14 protein-coding genes and 1 pseudogene are annotated in these 19,205 nt (G+C 61.2%); 10 read left to right on the plus strand and 5 right to left on the minus strand.

What is annotated here, in order from left to right; genetic code table 11:
- Positions 1 to 20: 20 nt before the first annotated feature.
- On the plus strand, positions 21 to 1,211 hold the full coding sequence (gene prpF, locus QIW53_RS12565) for a 2-methylaconitate cis-trans isomerase PrpF (RefSeq protein WP_371049936.1): 1,191 nt from the start codon (positions 21 to 23) through the stop codon (positions 1,209 to 1,211).
- A gap of 197 nt (positions 1,212 to 1,408) precedes the next feature.
- Positions 1,409 to 2,893, plus strand: a complete 1,485-nt coding sequence (gene prpD, locus QIW53_RS12570; protein ID WP_371049937.1) for a 2-methylcitrate dehydratase — start codon at positions 1,409 to 1,411, stop codon at positions 2,891 to 2,893.
- Positions 2,894 to 3,039: 146 nt separating this feature from the next.
- Here the strand turns inward: prpD and ppsR are convergent, their stop codons facing one another.
- Positions 3,040 to 3,858 carry a posphoenolpyruvate synthetase regulatory kinase/phosphorylase PpsR gene (gene ppsR / locus QIW53_RS12575; RefSeq protein ID WP_371049938.1) on the minus strand — a complete coding sequence of 273 codons (819 nt, stop codon included), beginning with the start codon at positions 3,856 to 3,858 and terminating at the stop codon, positions 3,040 to 3,042.
- A 176-nt stretch (positions 3,859 to 4,034) separates the two neighbouring features.
- On the opposite strand from ppsR, the gene ppsA reads away from it, so the two are divergent.
- The 8 genes from ppsA to QIW53_RS12615 all read left to right on the plus strand — a co-directional run bounded on the left by ppsA (position 4,035) and on the right by QIW53_RS12615 (position 12,094).
- Entirely contained in the window at positions 4,035 to 6,410 is a 2,376-nt protein-coding gene (ppsA, locus tag QIW53_RS12580; protein WP_371049939.1) for a phosphoenolpyruvate synthase, read from the plus strand.
- A 104-nt stretch (positions 6,411 to 6,514) separates the two neighbouring features.
- On the plus strand, positions 6,515 to 7,504 hold the full coding sequence (locus QIW53_RS12585; RefSeq protein ID WP_371049940.1) for an alpha/beta fold hydrolase: 990 nt from the start codon (positions 6,515 to 6,517) through the stop codon (positions 7,502 to 7,504).
- Between the two features lie 121 nt (positions 7,505 to 7,625).
- Positions 7,626 to 8,117 (plus strand): ribonuclease E activity regulator RraA, encoded by a 492-nt coding sequence (rraA, locus tag QIW53_RS12590; protein ID WP_371049941.1) that lies wholly within the window; start codon positions 7,626 to 7,628, stop codon positions 8,115 to 8,117.
- Between the two features lie 21 nt (positions 8,118 to 8,138).
- Entirely contained in the window at positions 8,139 to 9,134 is a 996-nt protein-coding gene (locus QIW53_RS12595) for a zinc transporter ZntB (RefSeq protein ID WP_371049942.1), read from the plus strand.
- 63 nt (positions 9,135 to 9,197) lie between these two features.
- Positions 9,198 to 9,446 (plus strand): CrfX protein, encoded by a 249-nt coding sequence (locus tag QIW53_RS12600; protein ID WP_075949122.1) that lies wholly within the window; start codon positions 9,198 to 9,200, stop codon positions 9,444 to 9,446.
- A gap of 2 nt (positions 9,447 to 9,448) precedes the next feature.
- Positions 9,449 to 10,273, plus strand: coding sequence for a mechanosensitive ion channel family protein (locus QIW53_RS12605; RefSeq protein ID WP_095165479.1), 825 nt, complete (start codon positions 9,449 to 9,451; stop codon positions 10,271 to 10,273).
- A gap of 87 nt (positions 10,274 to 10,360) precedes the next feature.
- Complete coding sequence (sigX, locus tag QIW53_RS12610; protein ID WP_371049943.1) at positions 10,361 to 10,951, plus strand: RNA polymerase sigma factor SigX; 591 nt, start codon at positions 10,361 to 10,363, stop codon at positions 10,949 to 10,951.
- A gap of 108 nt (positions 10,952 to 11,059) precedes the next feature.
- Positions 11,060 to 12,094: an OmpA family protein gene (locus QIW53_RS12615; protein WP_371049944.1), complete on the plus strand. Its 1,035-nt coding sequence runs from the start codon at positions 11,060 to 11,062 to the stop codon at positions 12,092 to 12,094.
- 198 nt (positions 12,095 to 12,292) lie between these two features.
- On the opposite strand, the gene cobA is transcribed toward QIW53_RS12615, so the two are convergent.
- The 4 genes and pseudogenes from cobA to QIW53_RS12635 all read right to left on the minus strand — a co-directional run bounded on the left by cobA (position 12,293) and on the right by QIW53_RS12635 (position 19,205).
- On the minus strand, positions 12,293 to 13,099 hold the full coding sequence (gene cobA / locus QIW53_RS12620; RefSeq protein WP_371049945.1) for a uroporphyrinogen-III C-methyltransferase: 807 nt from the start codon (positions 13,097 to 13,099) through the stop codon (positions 12,293 to 12,295).
- 10 nt (positions 13,100 to 13,109) lie between these two features.
- A complete protein-coding gene (locus QIW53_RS12625) occupies positions 13,110 to 15,827 on the minus strand; it encodes a nitrate reductase (protein ID WP_371049946.1) in 2,718 nt (905 codons plus the stop codon).
- A gap of 50 nt (positions 15,828 to 15,877) precedes the next feature.
- Positions 15,878 to 17,074, minus strand: a pseudogene (locus QIW53_RS12630) (NAD(P)/FAD-dependent oxidoreductase); the annotation flags it as partial.
- Positions 17,075 to 17,534: 460 nt separating this feature from the next.
- Entirely contained in the window at positions 17,535 to 19,205 is a 1,671-nt protein-coding gene (locus QIW53_RS12635) for a protein kinase domain-containing protein (protein ID WP_371049947.1), read from the minus strand.

The raw sequence follows: 19,205 nt of genomic DNA on the forward strand, positions 1-19,205 counted from the left end.
GGTCAGGAGTAAGAAACACCATGGCTCACGCACCTCAAATCAAGATCCCGGCCACCTACATGCGCGGCGGCACCAGCAAGGGCGTATTCTTCAGCCTGAAGGACCTGCCCGAAGCAGCACAGGTTCCCGGCCCCGCCCGCGATGCGTTGCTGCTGCGGGTGATCGGCAGCCCCGACCCCTACGACAAGCAAATCGACGGCATGGGCGGCGCGACGTCCAGCACCAGCAAGACCGTGATCCTGTCGAAAAGCATCAAGGCTGATCACGATGTCGATTACCTGTTCGGCCAGGTGTCCATCGACAAGCCGTTCGTCGACTGGAGTGGCAACTGCGGCAACCTGTCGGCGGCCGTCGGTTCGTTCGCGATCAGCAACGGTCTGGTGGACGCCAGCCGCATTCCGCACAACGGCGTGGCGGTGGTGCGCGTGTGGCAGGCCAACATCGGCAAGACCATCATTGCCCATGTCCCGATCACCAACGGTGAGGTGCAGGAAACCGGCGATTTCGAACTCGACGGCGTGACTTTCCCTGCGGCGGAAGTGCAGGTCGAGTTTCTCGACCCGGCGGCGGAAGAGGAGGGCGGTGGCGGTTCGATGTTCCCCACCGGCAACCTGGTCGATGACCTGGAAGTGCCGGGTGTCGGCACCTTCAAGGCAACGCTGATCAATGCCGGCATCCCGACGATTTTCGTCAACGCCGCCGACATCGGCTACACCGGCACCGAGCTGCAGGGCGCGATCAACGGCGACTCGAAAGCGCTGCAGATGTTCGAGACCATCCGCGCCTACGGCGCTGTGCGCATGGGGCTGATCGACAATGTCGACGAAGCCGCCAAGCGCCAGCACACGCCGAAAGTAGCCTTCGTTGCCAGGCCGGCGGACTACGTCGCGTCCAGCGGTAAAGCGGTTGCCGCCGCTGATGTCGACCTGCTGGTGCGGGCGCTGTCCATGGGCAAGCTGCACCACGCGATGATGGGCACCGCCGCCGTGGCGATCGGCACGGCAGCCGCCATCTCCGGCACCCTGGTCAACCTTGCGGCGGGCGGTATCGAGCGTAACGCGGTGCGTTTCGGCCATCCGTCCGGCACCTTGCGCGTCGGCGCCGAGGCGAGCCAGGTCAATGGCGAATGGACCGTGAAGAAAGCCATCATGAGCCGCAGTGCGCGGGTGCTGATGGAAGGTTTCGTGCGGGTGCCGGGAGATTCGTTCTAACCGGCCACTGATCCCCTGTGGGAGCGGGCTTGCTCGCGAAAGCGGTGTATCAGTCGACTCAATATCGCCTGTCAAACCGCTTTCGCGAGCAAGCCCGCTCCCACAGGGGTTGACCGTTTTCACAATAACAACGCGACAAACCGAGACAGCCCTGAACCGAGGTCCCATCAACGAACCACTTCACGAGTGAATCGAACATGAGCGCCAACGTTGACCTGAACAATCGCCCAGACTATGACCAGGTCCTGCAGGACATTGCCGATTACGTCCTCAATTTCTCAATCCAGTCTGCGGAAGCGCTGGACACCGCCCGCAACTGCCTGATGGACACCCTGGGCTGTGGCCTGCTGGCGCTGCGTTTTCCCGAATGCACCAAGCACCTGGGCCCCGTTGTCGAAGGCACGGTCGTGCCGCACGGCGCTCGCGTGCCGGGCACCTCGTTCCGGCTGGACCCGGTCAAGGCTGCGTGGGACATCGGCTGCATCGTGCGCTGGCTCGACTACAACGACACCTGGCTCGCGGCCGAGTGGGGGCATCCGTCCGACAATCTCGGCGGCATTCTCGCCGTAGCCGACCACCTGTCACAAAAGCGCCTGGCTCAGGGCGAGGCCCCGTTGACCGTTCGTGCGGTGCTCGATGCCATGATCATGGCCCACGAGATACAGGGCGTGATTGCCCTGGAAAACTCTTTCAATCGCGTCGGCCTCGATCACGTCATCCTGGTGAAAGTCGCCTCGACCGCCGTCACCGCGAAGTTGATGGGCGCCAATCGCGAGCAATTGCTCTCCGCGTTGTCCCATGCCTTCGCCGACGGGCAGGCGCTGCGCACTTATCGTCATGCGCCCAACGCCGGCTCGCGAAAATCCTGGGCGGCGGGGGACGCGTCCAGTCGCGGTGTACGCCTGGCCGACATCGCCCTGCGCGGCGAAATGGGCATTCCCGGTGTGTTGACGGCCAGGCAGTGGGGTTTCTACGACGTGCTGTTCAGCCACACCAACAACGACCTGGCGCTCAAGCCCGAAGACCAGCGGGCATTCAGCTTTTCCCGTCCCTACGGCAGCTACGTGATGGAAAACGTGCTGTTCAAGATCAGCTTCCCCGCCGAGTTCCATGCGCAGACGGCCTGCGAAGCCGCCGTGACCTTGCACCCTCAGGTACGCAATCGTCTGCACGAGATCGACCGTATCGTCATCACTACCCACGAATCGGCGATTCGCATCATCTCCAAGGTCGGACCGCTGGCCAACGCGGCGGATCGTGACCACTGCATTCAGTACATGACCGCCGTGCCCCTGGCCTTCGGCGATCTGGTGGCCGAGCAGTACGAAGACGATTTCCACAGGGCGCACCCGATCATCGATGTGCTGCGCGAGAAAATGGTCATCGTCGAAGAGCCGCGTTTCAGCCGTGAATACCTGGAAGCCGACAAGCGCTCCATCGCCAACGCGGTGCAGGTGTTCTTCAAGGACGGCTCCAGCACCGAAAACGTGCTCGTGGAATACCCGATTGGCCACCGCCGGCGGCGGGCCGAGGGCATTCCATTGCTGGAGGAAAAATTCAGGACGAACCTGCTGACACGATTCACCCGGCAACGCAGCGAGGAGATTTTTGCGTTGTGCAAGGATCAGGCGCGGCTTGAGGTGATGCCGGTGAATCGGTTTGTGGATTTGTTTGTTATCTGAGGGACCGCGTTATCGTTCTTCGTCGGAACGCCGCCCGGAGCAAGCCCGCTCCCACAGGGTTTGTGGTGCACTCAGGTATTGCATTCACAACAGAACCCTGTGGGAGCGGGCTTGCTCGCGAAGGCGTCAGATCAGACGCCACATGACTACTTGAACCGCCGCTCCACGCCTTTTTCCACAAGGATCTTCGCGGAAATCTCTTCCACCGAGAAATGCGTGGAGTTGATGTTGGGAATGTTCTCGCGACGGAACAGATTCTCCACCTCGCGCACTTCGAACTCACATTGCGCGTAGCTGGAGTAGCGGCTGTTGGGCTTGCGTTCGTTGCGGATCGCGGTGAGGCGATCGGGGTCGATGGTCAGGCCGAACAGCTTGTGCTGGTGCGCGCGCAGGGCGTTGGGCAGGGTCAGGCGCTCCATGTCGTCTTCGGTCAGCGGGTAGTTGGCCGCGCGGATGCCGAATTGCATGGCCATGTACAGGCAGGTGGGTGTCTTGCCGCAGCGCGACACGCCGACCAGGATCAGGTCGGCCTTATCGTAGTAGTGCGTGCGGGCGCCGTCGTCGTTGTCCAGAGCGAAGTTCACCGCCTCGATGCGCTCCATGTAGTTGGAGTTGGTGCCGATGGAGTGGGACTTGCCGACGGTGTAGGAAGAATGCTCGGTCAGTTCCTGTTCGAGTGGCGCCAGGAAGGTCGAGAAAATGTCGATCATGAAACCATTGGACGTTGCGAGGATCTCACGGATGTCCTGATTGACGATGGTGTCGAAGATGATCGGCCGGAAGCCGTCGGTTTCGGCGGCCTTGTTGATTTGTTGTACCATGGCTCGCGCTTTATCGACGTTGTCGATGTACGGTCGCGTGAATTTGCTGAAGGTAATGTTTTCGAACTGCGCCAGGAGGCTTTGACCCAGGGTTTCGGCGGTAATGCCGGTGCCATCGGAGATAAAGAAAGCAGATCGTTTCATTTGCACCTTGGGCCTTAAGCTAATGAGCATTCTTGGATATGATAGGCGCGATTTTGCCGGCCGCCGATGGCCCGCATTCTCACTTATTTTCCAGGTCCAGGCCATATAGCCGGCAAATGCTCCCCTGGAGTCGCCGGCTTCTGAGCTTTTCCAACACAGTCAGTGGAGAGATCACCTTGGTAGAGTACGTAGTTTCCCTCGATAAGCTCGGCAAACACGATGTTGAGCATGTGGGGGGCAAGAACGCATCCCTGGGCGAGATGATCAGTAACCTCGCAGGCGCCGGTGTATCGGTTCCCGGTGGCTTCGCCACAACCGCCCAGGCTTATCGTGATTTCCTCGAACTGAGCGGCCTGAACCAGCAGATTCACGACGCCCTCGATGCGCTGGACGTCGACGACGTGAACGCCCTGGCCAAGACCGGCGCGCAGATCCGCCAGTGGATCATGGACGCCGAGTTCCCGGAAAAGCTGAACACCGAAATCCGTACCGCATTCGCCGCGCTGTCGGCCGGTAACCCCGACGTGGCCGTGGCCGTGCGCTCTTCCGCCACCGCCGAAGACTTGCCGGACGCTTCCTTCGCCGGCCAGCAGGAAACCTTCCTGAACATCCGTGGTGTCGATAACGTCATCCGCGCCGCCAAGGAGGTGTTTGCCTCCCTGTTCAACGACCGTGCCATTTCCTACCGCGTGCACCAGGGCTTCGACCACAAGCTGGTCGCCCTGTCGGCCGGCGTGCAGCGCATGGTCCGCTCCGAGACCGGCACCGCCGGCGTGATGTTCACCCTCGATACCGAATCGGGTTTCCGTGACGTGGTGTTCATCACCGGCGCCTACGGCCTGGGTGAAACCGTCGTGCAGGGCGCGGTGAACCCGGATGAATTCTATGTCCACAAAGGCACGCTGGAGGCCGGTCGTCCGGCGATCCTGCGCCGTAACCTGGGCAGCAAGGCCATCAAGATGATCTACGGCGACGAGGCCAAGGCCGGTCGTTCGGTCAAGACCGTCGATGTCGACAAGGCCGATCGTGCGCGTTTCTGCCTGACCGACGCCGAAGTCAGCGAGCTGGCCAAGCAGGCCATGATCATCGAGAAGCACTACCAGTGCCCGATGGACATCGAGTGGGCCAAGGACGGTGACGACGGCAAGCTGTACATCGTGCAGGCCCGTCCGGAAACCGTTAAGAGCCGCACCCAGGCCAACGTCATGGAACGTTACCTGTTGAAGGAAACCGGCACCGTGCTGGTGGAAGGTCGCGCCATCGGCCAGCGCATCGGCGCCGGCAAGGTCCGCATCATCAAGGACGTTTCCGAGATGGACAAGGTCCAGGTCGGCGACGTGCTGGTCTCCGACATGACCGACCCGGATTGGGAACCGGTCATGAAGCGCGCCAGCGCCATCGTCACCAACCGTGGCGGTCGTACCTGCCACGCGGCGATCATCGCCCGTGAGCTGGGGATTCCGGCCGTGGTCGGTTGCGGCAACGCCACCGAACTGCTGAAGGAAGGCCAGGGCGTGACCGTGTCCTGCGCCGAAGGCGACACCGGTTATATCTTCGAAGGCGAGCTGGGCTTCGACATCAAGAAAAACTCCGTCGACGCCATGCCGGACCTGCCGTTCAAGATCATGATGAACGTCGGCAACCCGGACCGCGCCTTCGATTTCGCGCAACTGCCGAACGCCGGTGTGGGCCTGGCACGCCTCGAGTTCATCATCAACCGCATGATCGGCGTGCACCCCAAGGCGCTGTTGAACTACGACGGCCTGCCACAGGACATCAAGGACAGCGTCGACAAGCGCATCGCCGGTTACGACGATCCAGTCGGCTTCTACGTCGAAAAACTGGTCGAAGGCATCAGCACCCTGGCCGCCGCGTTCTACCCGAAAAAGGTCATCGTGCGTCTGTCGGACTTCAAGTCCAACGAATACGCCAACCTGATCGGCGGCAAGCTCTACGAGCCGGAAGAAGAAAACCCGATGCTGGGCTTCCGTGGCGCTTCGCGTTACATCAGCGAATCGTTCCGTGACTGCTTCGAGCTCGAATGCCGCGCCCTCAAGCGTGTGCGCAACGAGATGGGCCTGACCAACGTTGAAATCATGGTGCCTTTCGTCCGGACCCTGGGCGAAGCGAGCCAGGTGGTGGATCTGCTGGCCGAAAACGGCCTGGCCCGTGGCGAGAACGGCCTGCGCATCATCATGATGTGCGAGTTGCCATCCAACGCGATCCTGGCCGAAGAGTTCCTCGAGTTCTTCGACGGTTTCTCCATCGGCTCCAACGACCTGACCCAGCTGACCCTGGGCCTGGACCGTGACTCCGGGATCATCGCGCACCTGTTCGACGAACGAAATCCGGCGGTCAAGAAGCTGTTGGCCAACGCCATTGCCGCGTGCAACAAGGCTGGCAAGTACATCGGCATTTGCGGTCAGGGCCCTTCGGACCACCCGGACCTGGCCAAGTGGCTGATGGAGCAGGGCATCGAAAGCGTGTCGCTGAACCCCGATTCCGTGCTGGAAACCTGGTTCTTCCTGGCGGAAGGTCAAGCTTCGGCCTGATCATAGCCCCCCTGTAGGAGCATACTCGCTCCTACAGGTCAAGCGACCACCATTCAAGCAGGGCGGGCTCCATCGGATGCCGCCCTTTTTTGTGCAAGAGCATTATGCAAAGCAGCAGCAACCTGTTTCCTGTCGCCCTGATCAGCGCCGAGCGGCGTGGTGATCTGAGCGAAGATGTCTATCGATTGAAACCGGGCAACAGCCCCGACGGCACGGTCGAACTGGCCGTGACGCGCCTGGGCATGGCCGATGAACCGGCGGTGCGCGGTGTGCCGGTCATTCTGTTGCACGGCAGTTTTTCCAACCGTCGTTTCTGGTTCTCGCCCAAGGGCGTGGGGCTGGGGGCTCACCTGGCGCGCCTGGGGTTCGATGTGTGGATCGCGGAGATGCGAGGCCACGGCCTGTCCCAGCGCAACCAGGACTATCGCAAGAACCGTGTTGCCGACTATGCGCGTTACGACCTGCCGGCCATCGGCGCGTTCGTGCGTGAACAGAGTGGCCAGATTCCCCACTGGATCGGCCATTCCCTGGGCGGTATCACCCTCGCGGCAGCGCTGGGGGGCGAATACATCGGCGAACCGGTGGTGGCTTCTGCCGCGTTTTTCGGCACACAAGTCAGCCGCACGTACTGGCCATTGAAGATTCCGCCGGTGGAATGGGGCGGGCGCCTGATTCTCAAGCGTTTTGCCCACCTCTCCGGTTCACGGCTCAAGCGCGGCCCGGAGGACGAGCCGATCGGCCTGGCCCTTGAAAGCATGCGCTGGTACGGCCTGTTCGGACGCTTCGGCGATCGTGACAAGGACTGGTGGGCTGGGCTGGCCAACGTCCAGTTGCCGGTGCTGGCCGTGGCCGCGGCGGGCGATCACCAGGACCCGGCGTGGGCCTGTCGCAAGCTGTTCGATCAACTGGGCGGCGAGCACAAACAGTTCATCAACCTGGGCCGTGAGCAGGGTTTTGGCGACGATTTCGGTCACGTGGAAATGCTCATCAGCAAAGTCGCGCAGGCCGAAGTGTGGCCGTTGGTGGTGCGCTGGTTGAACGACCCGCACAGGACGTTGCTGGGCGACAAGCTGGATCTGGCCGCAGCGGTCTGAGCCCAATGCTCTATCAAGGGCATTTCGCTCGGGCGGGCTTGCGGCTAAGCTATGACGCATTGCGCTTTTCCGGTCACTTTGCGACATCCTCGATTGTCTTCCTCTTCACAGGAGTTTCTCGATGAACCATTACCTTACGCCTGACCTGTGCGACGCCTATCCGGAGCTGGTTCAGGTGCTGGAGCCGATGTTCAGCAATTTCGGTGGCCGCGATTCCTTTGGTGGTGAAATCGTCACCATCAAGTGCTTCGAAGACAACTCGCTGGTCAAGGAGCAAGCCGACCTCAAGGGCAACGGCAAGGTGCTGGTGGTCGATGGCGGTGGTTCCCTGCGCCGGGCGCTGCTGGGCGACATGATCGCCGAGAAAGCGGCAAAGAACGGCTGGGAAGGCCTGGTGATCTACGGATGCATCCGCGACGTCGATGTCATCGCGCAAACCGACCTGGGCGTCCAGGCCCTGGCCAGTCACCCGATGAAAACCGAGAAGCGCGGCCTCGGCGACCTCAACGTCGCGGTGACCTTTGCCGGGGTGACCTTCCATCCAGGCCACTACATCTACGCGGACAACAACGGCGTGATCGTTTCGCCAAGCCCGCTGCAGATGCCTGAATAAGACCTGACCGAAGGAGTGCGGATGTTCGAGGAAGACAACGCGCAGTGGGGGCTGGTGCATGCCCTGGTGCTGGATGGCAAAGGCGGTGCGCGTTCGATAGCCCGGACTGAACTCGATGACTTGCAGTTGCAGGCGCATGAAAGCCTGTGGCTGCACTGGGACCGCAGCCACCCGCAGACACAGACCTGGCTGCGCAAATCCAGCGGCCTGAGCGAGTTTGCCTGTGACCTGTTGCTGGAAGAAAACACCCGTCCGCGTCTTTTACAGCTGACTGACAGCGAACTGCTGCTATTTTTGCGTGGGGTCAACCTCAATCCCGGGGCCGAACCGGAAGACATGGTCTCGGTGCGGATCTTCGCTTCGGCGCAGCGGGTGATTTCCCTGCGCTTGCGTCCGTTGCGGGCCACCGATGAGTTGCTGGCACAACTGGCAGAAGGCAAGGGGCCGAGAACCGCCTCCGAACTCATCCTTTATATGGCTCAGTACCTGACCCATAAGGTGCAGGATCTGGTCAGTTGCCTCTCGGAAGTCGTCGATGAGGAAGAAGAAAAGCTGGATGCCGACGAACGGTATACCCCGGAGCACGGCGCCATTTTGCAGATCCGTCGCAGGGCGGCCGGGCTCAAACGTTTCCTGGCGCCGCAACGGGAGATTTTTGGACAGTTGAGCCGGATAAAACTGCCTTGGTTCGTCGAGGACGATGGGGATTACTGGAACGAGTTGAACAACAGCCTGACCCGTTATCTCGAAGAGCTGGAATTGACGCGAGAGCGGGTGGGGCTGGTGCTGGAGGCCGAAGACCGGCGTTTGAGCGTGCGCATGAACCGCACGATGTACCGCTTCGGCATCATCACCGGGATCTTTTTGCCGATGAGTTTTTTGACTGGCCTGTTGGGGATCAACGTAGGCGGCATTCCATTTTCGGAGAGCCCCTACGGTTTCATGATTGCCTGTCTGTTGATGGCGTTGGTGGCACTCGGCCAATGGTGGCTGTTCCGACGTTTGCGCTGGGTCTGACAATGCGCCATGTGACCCATGCAAATCTGGCCGCGTCTTTCACAGACATCACGAGAGGTGCATATGCACGATCCGTTTGAACAGTCTTTGCGCGACATGCTGAACGCTTCACCGTCCACCCGTGACGACGATGCGTGCCTTGGCCGCGTCCTCAAAACCGCCAATCGCCAGGTGGGTGCCGGCGATCTGTTCAGCCTGCTGGGGCGCTGGTTGCCCGCGCTGATGATTGCCTTGAACAATGGATCGGCCCATGTCTCGCCGGTCTCCCGTCTTCGTAAACCTACCGCTCGCACTGCTGATAAGGCTGATTGAATATGGAACTTGATCTCTGGACACAGAGCCTCGTCACCGCAATGACTGCGTTATGGACCAAGGTCGCCAACTTCATTCCGAACCTGTTCGGCGCACTGGTCGTGCTGCTGCTGGGTTTCGTCGTGGCGAAACTTCTGGACACTTTGCTGTCCAAGTTGCTCGCCAAGCTGGGCCTCGATCGCCTGATGGGCGGCACTGGTCTGACAAAATTGATGTCCCGGGCCGGCCTGCAGGTGCCGATCTCGACGCTGATCGGTAAAATCGTCTATTGGTTCGTTCTGCTGATTTTCCTGGTTTCTGCCGCAGAATCCCTTGGACTTGAGCGGGTTTCAGCTACGCTGGACATGCTGGCGCTGTATCTGCCGAAAGTTTTCGGCGCCGCGCTGGTGCTGCTGGTGGGCGTATTGCTCGCGCAATTGGCCAATGGCCTGGTGCGCGGTGCGGCCGAAGGCGTCGGGCTGGACTACGCCGCCGGGCTGGGGCGAATTGCCCAGGGCCTGGTCATCATCATCAGTATTTCGGTGGCGATCAGCCAGTTGGAGGTCAAGACTGACCTGCTCAACCATGTGATCGTGATCGTTTTGATTACCGTTGGTCTGGCTGTCGCGCTGGCCATGGGCTTGGGAAGCCGGGAAATTGCCGGTCAGATTCTTGCGGGAATCTATGTGCGTGAGTTGTATCAGGTTGGGCAACAAGTGCGTGTTGGCGAGGTCGAAGGGCAGATCGAAGAGATCGGCACGGTTAAAACCACATTGCTGACCGATGAGGGTGAGCTAGTCTCACTCTCCAATCGGATTCTCCTGGAGCAGCATGTGAGTAGCCGCTAACCCGGCAAACCCTGCTAATGTATGCCGCCGCAAAAATGCCCGGAAGGGTTGCGGCGGACATTGACCTGACTGTCGGCCTGACTTGTTTTGAATAACGCTCAACCGCTCTCCACGCGCTACGACCCCCGCGAGCTCTCTGATGAGGAGTTGGTCGCGCGCTCGCATACCGAGCTGTTTCACGTAACGCGCGCCTACGAAGAATTGATGCGGCGTTACCAGCGAACATTATTTAACGTCTGTGCACGATATCTTGGGAACGATCGCGACGCGGACGATGTCTGTCAGGAAGTGATGTTGAAGGTGCTGTATGGGTTGAAGAATTTCGAAGGGAAATCGAAGTTCAAGACGTGGCTATACAGCATCACGTACAACGAATGCATCACGCAGTATCGAAAGGAACGGCGAAAGCGTCGCTTGATGGATGCTTTGAGTCTGGACCCCCTCGAGGAAGCGTCTGAAGAAAAGGCGCCAAAACCCGAGGAAAAGGGTGGACTTGATCGCTGGTTGGTGCATGTGAACCCGATTGACCGGGAAATTCTGGTGCTACGATTTGTCGCAGAGCTGGAGTTTCAGGAGATCGCAGACATCATGCATATGGGCTTGAGTGCAACAAAAATGCGTTACAAACGTGCTCTAGATAAATTGCGTGAGAAATTTGCAGGCATTGCTGAAACTTAGTTCGGCGCAAATTATCTCTTACGTGTAGGCAAGTTCTGATAGAATTGCCGCCGAGTTGTCCCCCGGTTTGCGGGACTGATTCACAATCACCAGATGGGGATTTAACGGATGAAACTGAAAAACACCTTGGGCTTGGCCATTGGTTCTTTGATTGCGGCCACTTCGGTCGGCGCACTGGCACAGGGCCAAGGCGCAGTTGAAATCGAAGGTTTCGCGAAGAAAGAGTACTACGACAGCCAGCGTGACTTCAAAAACGACGGCAACCTGTTCGGTGGCTCGGTTGGTTACTTCCTGACCGACGACGTTGAACTGCGTCTGGGCTACGACGAAGTCCACAACGTACGTAGCGATTCTGGCAAGAACATCAAGGGCTCGAACACCGCCCTGGACGCTCTGTACCACTTCAACAACCCAGGCGATATGGTTCGTCCGTACGTCTCCGCTGGCTTCTCCGACCAGAGCATCGGCCAGAACGATCGCGGCGGTCGTGACGGCTCCACCTTCGCCAACGTTGGCGGCGGTGCCAAGCTGTACTTCACCGACAACTTCTACGCCCGTGCTGGCGTTGAAGCTCAGTACAACATCGACAAGGGCGACACCGAGTGGGCTCCTAGCGTCGGTATCGGTGTGAACTTCGGTGGCGGCTCCAAGCCTGCTGCTGCTCCAGTTCCAGCACCTGCTGAAGTCTGCTCCGACAGCGACAACGATGGCGTTTGCGACAACGTTGACAAGTGCCCTGACACCCCAGCCAACGTAACTGTTGACGCTGATGGCTGCCCAGCCGTTGCTGAAGTCGTCCGCGTAGAGCTGGACGTCAAGTTCGATTTCGACAAATCTGTTGTTAAAACCAACAGCTACGGCGACATCAAGAACCTGGCTGACTTCATGAAGCAGTACCCATCCACCACCACTACTGTTGAAGGTCACACTGACTCCGTCGGTCCTGACGCTTACAACCAGAAACTGTCCGAGCGTCGTGCAAACGCCGTTAAGCAAGTTCTGACCAACCAGTACGGTGTTGAGTCGTCCCGCGTTCAGTCCGTTGGCTACGGCGAATCCCGCCCAGTTGCTGACAACGCCACTGAAGCTGGTCGCGCTGTTAACCGTCGCGTAGAAGCGCAGGTTGAAGCTCAAGCTAAGTAATTAGCTCGCAGCTCCGAGAAAAGCCCGGCTCAGGCCGGGCTTTTCTTTGCCTGCGATTTGGTGGGTTGGCGGCAGCCCGAGGTCAACTGTAGGAGCGAGTACGCTCGCGATGGTCGTCAACGATGACGCTGGCAGCCTGACACCCCACGGCGTTCTCGAGTTCTTCGCGAGCATGCTCGCTCCTACAAGGGAACGCGTTCAACTGTAGGAGCGAGTACGCTCGCGATGGTCGTCAACGATGACGCTGGCAGCCTGACACCCCACGGCGTTCTCGGGTTCTTCGCGAGCATAGGCGGCGGTGCTTGCGGCTACGGTGCCGATGACCAGGATCGCGGGGCTTTTCAGTTGGAAGGCGCAGGCGTCTTCTTCCATGGCGCTCAGGTCGCTGCGGCATTCGCGCTGGTGGGGCAGGGATGCGTTTTCGATCATGGCCACGGGCGTGTCTGCGGCCATGCCGCCCATCAGTAATTGCTCACGTATCTCACTCAGTTTCGCCACGCCCATGTAGACCACCAGGGTCGTCCCGCCTTGGGCCAGGGCCTTCCAGTTCAGGCTGCTGCCATCTTGAGTGTGCGCCGTCACCAGCGTCACACCTCGGGCGACGCCCCTCAGCGTCAACGGGATATCGCACTGTGTTGCACCCGCCAGCCCGGCCGTGATGCCGTTGACCAGCTCAACCTTCACACCGCGTTCGCGCAGCCACTGCGCCTCTTCACCGCCCCGACCAAAAATGCACGGATCGCCACCCTTGAGCCGCACCACGCATTTGCCTTGGCGGGCGTAGCGCAGCATCAACCGATGGATGAACGCCTGGGGTGTGGAGCGACACCCGCCGCGTTTGCCCACGGCGATGATCCGGGCGCGAGGGCAATGCTCGAGAACGGCATCGTTCACCAGGTCGTCGATCATCACCACGTCCGCTTCGTTCAAGGCGCGAACGGCCTTGAGGGTCAACAATTCCGGATCGCCAGGACCCGCACCCACCAGCCAGACTTTTGCGCTCATCGTATTTTCCTCACGAGGTAACGGCGACCGGCTGCACAGAGGCCGCCAGCAATCGCTTGATTTCCGGAACACAGGAACCGCATTGCGTGCCGCAACCCAATTCCTGCTTCAAACCTTGCAAGTCCAGGCCGCGACGGATGCCGGCACAGACCGCGCCCTGGCTGACGTTCTTGCAGTTGCACAGGGTTTTGCTGCCGGCGGACGGTGCGCTGGCGTTGCCGGGTGGCGCGCTCAGCGGTGCGAGCAGCCAGCGTCGCAGGGGGTCGTCGACACGACCTTGCAGCCACAAGTCTTGCAGCCAGTGTTGGGCGAGGGTTTCGCCGGCCAGGCGAATCGCCGTGATCCGGCCGTTGTCGATGCGTACCCGTTTGCCGATGGCACGCCGAGGATCGTCGTAGGCCAGCACGGGGCCGTCGTCGAGCCCCAGGCAGCGGTCGATGTCGCGCAGCACTTGCGCATCGGGCGCCAAGGCGTTGGCAGCGCGGATCAGCAGGGCAGGGCGCTCGCGCCCGGTCAGGCTGAGGCTAACGTAGGAAAACGCCTCACACAGTGGTCGCAGGGTCTCGAAATGCTGTTGCACATTGCCTTCGACCAGGGCGAAAAAGGTCCACGGCAGGTTCACGGGGTCGAGCCTGACGCCGGTATGTTTGAGTTCCGGTTGTTTGGACAGCGGGTCGAACGCCGGTTGGGTGATGCCGTTGACCCCGCCCTTGAGAAAGCGGTCACCAAAGTGCATGGGCAGAAATGCCTGCCCAGGGCGCACGCTGTCGTCGCCCCCAACGGCAACGATCACGGCGCCGCGACGGCTTTTCAGGCTGACCAGTTCGCCCGGTTGCAGTCCATGGCGCTGCAGATCGTCCGGGTGCAGGCTCAGTACGGCTTCGCTGACATGCCCGAACAGTTGCGCGGCGGTGCCGGTGCGGCTCATGCCGTGCCATTGATCGCGCAGACGGCCGGTGATCAGGGTCAGCGGGAACTGGATGTCGCGTTGCTCCTTCGCGGCGCAATACGGGTCGGCGATGAACCTTGCCCGACCACTGGCGGTGGGGAATACCCCGTCAACATAGAGCCGTGGTGTGCCTTCGCTCGCGCCGGCGGGAAACGGCCATTGCTGCGGACCGAGGCGATCGATCAATGCATGGCTGATGCCCGACAGATCAAGGTCACGGCCACGGGTCAGGTGTTTGTATTCGTCGAACAGCTGCGACGGGGTGTCAAAGGCAAACAGGCTCGTCTGTCCGGGGCGCAGGTGTTTTTCCAGGCGCTGTGCGAAATCAACGGTGATCGCCCAGTCCGGACGTGCTTCACCCGGTGCGACGATGGCCCGGCGAACGTGGGAAATCCGCCGTTCGGAGTTGGTCACCGTGCCTTCCTTTTCGCCCCAACTGGCGGCGGGCAGCAACAGGTCGGCGAATCTGGCGGTTTCGGTGGTACGGAATGCTTCCTGCAACACCACGAACGGGCACGCCTCCAGCGCGGCGCGCACGACACCCTGGTCCGGCATGGATTGCGCGGGGTTGGTGCAGGCGATCCACAACGCCTTGATGGTGCCGTTGCGCACCTGCTCAAACAGCTCGATGGCCGGCAACCCCGTGCTCTCGGGCAGTTGATCGACCCCCCAGTAGGCCGCCACTTCGGCGCGATGTTCGGCATTGGCGACTTCGCGGTGGCCGGGCAGCAGGTTGGACAGGCTGCCAGTTTCGCGGCCGCCCATGGCATTCGGCTGACCGGTGAGCGAGAAAGGTCCCGCGCCCGGACGGCCGATTTGGCCAGTGGCCAGGTGCAGATTGATCAGTGCGCTGTTTTTCGCACTGCCCGAAGTGGATTGGTTCAGGCCCATGCACCACAGCGACAGGAAGCCGGGCGAGTTGCCGACCCATTGGGCGCATTGCTGCAGTTGCTCGACGCTGATCCCGCACAGTTGCGACACCATCGGTGGTGTGTAGTCGCGCACCAGCGCCTTGAGTTCGTCCAGCCCTTCTGTGTGGGCCTCGATGAAATCACGGTCGATCCAGCCTTCCCACAGCAGCAGGTAAAGAATCCCATGGAACAGGGCGACATCGGTGCCCGGCAGAATCGCCAGGTGCAGGTCGGCCAGGTCGCAGGTGTCCGTGCGACGAGGGTCGATGACGATGACTTTCATCTCTGGCCGGCGGGATTTGGCTTCTTCCAGCCGACGAAACAGCACCGGGTGGGCGTAGGCCATGTTACTGCCGACGATCATCACGCAATCGCTGGTTTCCAGGTCTTCATAACTGCACGGCGGCGCATCGGCGCCCAGGCTGCGCTTGTAGCCGACCACCGCCGATGACATGCACAACCGCGAATTGCTGTCGATGTTGTTGGTGCCGACCAGCGCCCGCGCCAGTTTGTTGAAACTGTAGTAATCCTCAGTCAGCAACTGCCCGGAAATGTAGAACGCGACGCTGTCCGGGCCGTGTTCGGCGAGGGTGCTGGCGAACACGCTGGCGGCGTGATCCAGGGCGCTGTCCCAATCGGTGCGGCTGCGCGCCAGGCCTTTGCCCAGGCGCAGTTCCGGGTACAACGCGCGGGCCGCGAGGTCGCCAGTCAGGTGCAGGGTCGAGCCCTTGCTGCACAGTTTGCCGAGGTTGGCCGGGTGTGCCGGATCGCCACTGACGCCGAGAATGCGCTCGCCGTCGTGTTCGATCAGCACGCCACAGCCGACGCCGCAGTAGCAGCAGGTGGACGCGGTGGTCTGGCGGTTCATCAGCTGGCTTCCCGCAGGTCGTGCTGTACGTCGTCGTTGGGTTGCAGGCGACCGAACATCAGGCGATCACGAATCGCGGCAATGTCGAGGTTCTCGCGGATCTGCTGGAAATACTCGCCGCCATCCACGGTGTCGCCGTACAGGCACGCGCCGACCAGTACGTCGTCCTTGATCACCAGCTTCTTGTAGATGCCGCTGATCGGGTCGCTGAGGGTGATGGTCTCGGTGTCTTCGCCGCCCATGAAGTCGCCGGCGGAAAACAGGTCGATGCCGGTCACTTTCAGTTTGGTCGAGGTTACCGAGCCCTTGTAGGTGGCAAAGCCCAGTCGGGCCAGGTGGTTGGCGCAGACCTTGGCCTGCTCGAACAGTGGCGCAACCAGGCCATAGGCCGTTCCACGATGACTGGCGCACTCGCCGATGGCATAGACCCGTGGGTCATAGGTTTGCATCGTGTCGTTGACCAGAATCCCGCGATGGCAGGGCAGGCCGGATGTCTCCGCGAGTTCGGTCGCCGGACGGATGCCGGCGGCCATGACCACCAGGTCGGCGGGAATGACGTCGCCGTTGCTGAATTCCACCGAACCGACGCGACCATTGCCGGCATCGTGCAATGCTTTGGTCTGCTCGCGAAGACGAAAATGCAGGCCACGTGCTTCCAGCGCCGTTTGCAGCATACGGCCGCTGACGTTATCCAGTTGCCGCTCCAGCAGCCATTCGCCGTTGTGCACCACGGTGACGTGCATGCCACGCAGCATCAGGCCGTTCGCCGCTTCCAGGCCGAGCAGGCCGCCGCCGATCACCACGGCGTGGCGATGGGTCCTGGCGGTGTCGATCATCAGCCGCGTATCGGCGATGTCGCGATAGCCGATCACGCCGTGCAGGGTGTTGCCGGGAATCGGCAGAATGAAAGGGGTCGAGCCGGTGGCGATCAGCAGACGATCGTATTCGGCTTCGCTGCCGTCTTCGGCGATGACCCGGCGCTTGATCCGGTCGATCTTCACCACTTTACGGTTGAGCAGCAGCTTGATGCCGTGGTCCTGATACCAGCTCAGGTCGTTGAGCACGATGTCTTCGAAGGTCTGCTCACCGGCCAGCACCGGCGACAGCAGGATGCGGTTGTAGTTGGCGTGGGGCTCGGCGCCAAAAACAGTGATGTCGTACAGCTCGTCACTCAGCTTGAGCAACTCTTCGAGGGTACGAACGCCAGCCATGCCGTTGCCGATCATCACCAGTTTGAGTTTTTTCATCAGCTTCTCCAGCGTGTTCGACCAATCGCACGCAAACAAAAAAGGCGTCCCGCCAGTAATCTAGCGAGGACGCCTTTGTCCGGATCCCGTTCTCTCGGGAAGCGCACCCTTCATCGTTGAAGGCTGGGCTTTGTGTTTGATGGAAGAGGTAATGCAGTGGTTGTGCCAAGTTGTTCCTGCGTTGATTTTATTGGGGATTTCGTCTGGGCAGGGGGTGGGCGGTGCACCGAATCGAAGCGCGTTGCCCGGTAATGGAGCGAGAGGTGATGGGCTGGTCGGCTGTTATCGCGGTTTATGGATTGGGTGAATATCCATTGCTGGGGTAACGGCTACTTAAGGTTCCGCCCTTACGGCGGGTCACTTTGGGGCCGCGCAGGCTTTTCGAAAGTGACCCGCTGTAAGAGCGGAACCATAATCCGCCATCACCCAAAAAACGGATATTCACCCAGCCCAACCCCACCTACCCGTGAAACAAAAAAACCAATAACACCAGATTCCCTGCCAACGACAACAACGCCAACGTCCGCCACACCTTCAACGGCTCGCGCTCCAACAGCGGGCGGGGCCTTACGCTGAGGCTGCGCCGTTCCCCCTGTTCCAGCACCAGCAGCCATTCCTCCGCCGTCTCGAAGCGCTGGCTGGGGTCCGCCGCCACCGCGCGTTCCAGGCTGTGGGCGACCCATTCCGGCAAGTCCGGGCGGTAGCGACTGGCACTGACCGGCACGCCAAACCGAGGGCGCTGGAAGGCTTCGATTTCGCCGTAGGGGTAGTGCCCGGTCAGGAGGAAATACAAGGTCACGCCCACCGCGTACAAGTCCTGTTGCGGCGTGGGTGGATCACCGCGAAAGGCCTCCGGTGCGATGTAGCTGGGCGTTCCGGGCAAGGCCGAAGGCTGGTCTTCGGACAGGCCCGGGCAGTAGGCGAGGCCGAAGTCCAGCAGGCGCAGTTCGCCATCGTCCCCCAGCAGCAGGTTCTCCGGTTTGATGTCGCGGTGCAGGATCTGCCGACGATGCAGCATGCCCACCGCGCGCAGCAGGCGCTCCGCCAGGTCCAGCCATTGCGCCAGTGCCATTGTTGCATTGCTTTCTGCCCGTTGCGCCAGGGTCATGCCGGCGTATTCGCGCATCACGTAATACAAATGCTGGCGTTGACTGCTGGCGTGCACTTCGGGGAAATGTCGCCCGGCGACCCGTTTCAGAAACCATTCTTCGGACAGCAGCGCCTGCCCGGCCAGGTGATCGTCGTGGAGGGCGACCGGCAGGGTTTTCAACAACCAGGGCTGTTGCTGGGCATCGCGAACCCGATAGAGCCGTGACTGCTGGCTCTGCCCGACGATCCCCTCGACCTGCCAACCCTCGAAGACCTGGCCGGGTTTCAACGCCGGCGGCAAGGACCATTGCTGCAAATGAATCAGCGCATCGCCGATGCTGGTTTCGCCGAGGGCATCGACCCGCACCAGCAGGGCGCTGGCGTTGTCCTGGCTGCCGGCCAGATGCGCCGCATGCACCAGGGTATGCGCGGCGCTCTGCAGGTCCGGTTGATCGCGCAGGATGGCGGCGATGGCGGTGTCGCCCAGCACGGCCCAGATGCCGTCGCTGAGCAGCACGAAACTCTCGTCGAGGCGCAGTTCGCCGTCGAGGAAATCCAGCACCAGATGCTGGTCGAGACCCAGGGCGCGTTTCAGCACATGCTGCATCCCCGGCTGGTCCCAGACGTGGTCTTCGCTGATCCGTTGCAATTGATTGGCGTGCCAGCGGTACACCCGGCAGTCGCCGACGTGGGCCAGGGTAAAACGCCGGCCACGCATGACCAGGGCACTGACCGTGGTCAGCAGCGGTTGCCCGCCGCCGTTGGCCTGCAACCAGCGATTCTGCGCCAGCAACAGGCGGTCCAGCGCCTGGGCGACGCCCCAGGTTTCCGGGGTGGCGTAATAATCCAGGGCCAATGCCTGCAAGGTCGAGCGGGCAGCCAACCCGCCATCGGCGCACTGGCTGACGCCGTCGGCGATGGCGAACAGGTAACCCTTGCTCGCCGCCAGCGCCGGTGCCGGGGTGACCAGGCGCAGGGCGTCCTGGTTCTCCTCGCGGGGGCCGATGGCGCTGGCTTCGGCGAAACTCAGTTGCAGGCTCAT

This window comes from Pseudomonas fluorescens (assembly GCF_041354075.1).
In the GTDB taxonomy this organism is placed as follows: Bacteria; Pseudomonadota; Gammaproteobacteria; order Pseudomonadales; family Pseudomonadaceae; genus Aquipseudomonas; species Aquipseudomonas fluorescens_CE.

Bases quoted from the DNA above. Each gene is read 5' to 3' on its own strand.
- rraA (WP_371049941.1), top strand. From the start codon at position 7,626: ATGAACCATTACCTTACGCCTGACCTGTGCGACGCCTATCCGGAGCTG.
- prpF (WP_371049936.1), top strand. From the start codon at position 21: ATGGCTCACGCACCTCAAATCAAGATCCCGGCCACCTACATGCGCGGC.
- QIW53_RS12625 (WP_371049946.1), bottom strand. From the start codon at position 15,827: ATGAACCGCCAGACCACCGCGTCCACCTGCTGCTACTGCGGCGTCGGC.
- prpD (WP_371049937.1), top strand. From the start codon at position 1,409: ATGAGCGCCAACGTTGACCTGAACAATCGCCCAGACTATGACCAGGTC.
- QIW53_RS12585 (WP_371049940.1), top strand. From the start codon at position 6,515: ATGCAAAGCAGCAGCAACCTGTTTCCTGTCGCCCTGATCAGCGCCGAG.
- QIW53_RS12615 (WP_371049944.1), top strand. From the start codon at position 11,060: ATGAAACTGAAAAACACCTTGGGCTTGGCCATTGGTTCTTTGATTGCG.
- QIW53_RS12605 (WP_095165479.1), top strand. From the start codon at position 9,449: ATGGAACTTGATCTCTGGACACAGAGCCTCGTCACCGCAATGACTGCG.
- ppsR (WP_371049938.1), bottom strand. From the start codon at position 3,858: ATGAAACGATCTGCTTTCTTTATCTCCGATGGCACCGGCATTACCGCC.
- QIW53_RS12600 (WP_075949122.1), top strand. From the start codon at position 9,198: ATGCACGATCCGTTTGAACAGTCTTTGCGCGACATGCTGAACGCTTCA.
- cobA (WP_371049945.1), bottom strand. From the start codon at position 13,099: ATGAGCGCAAAAGTCTGGCTGGTGGGTGCGGGTCCTGGCGATCCGGAA.
- QIW53_RS12595 (WP_371049942.1), top strand. From the start codon at position 8,139: ATGTTCGAGGAAGACAACGCGCAGTGGGGGCTGGTGCATGCCCTGGTG.
- QIW53_RS12635 (WP_371049947.1), bottom strand. From the start codon at position 19,205: ATGAGCCTGCAACTGAGTTTCGCCGAAGCCAGCGCCATCGGCCCCCGC.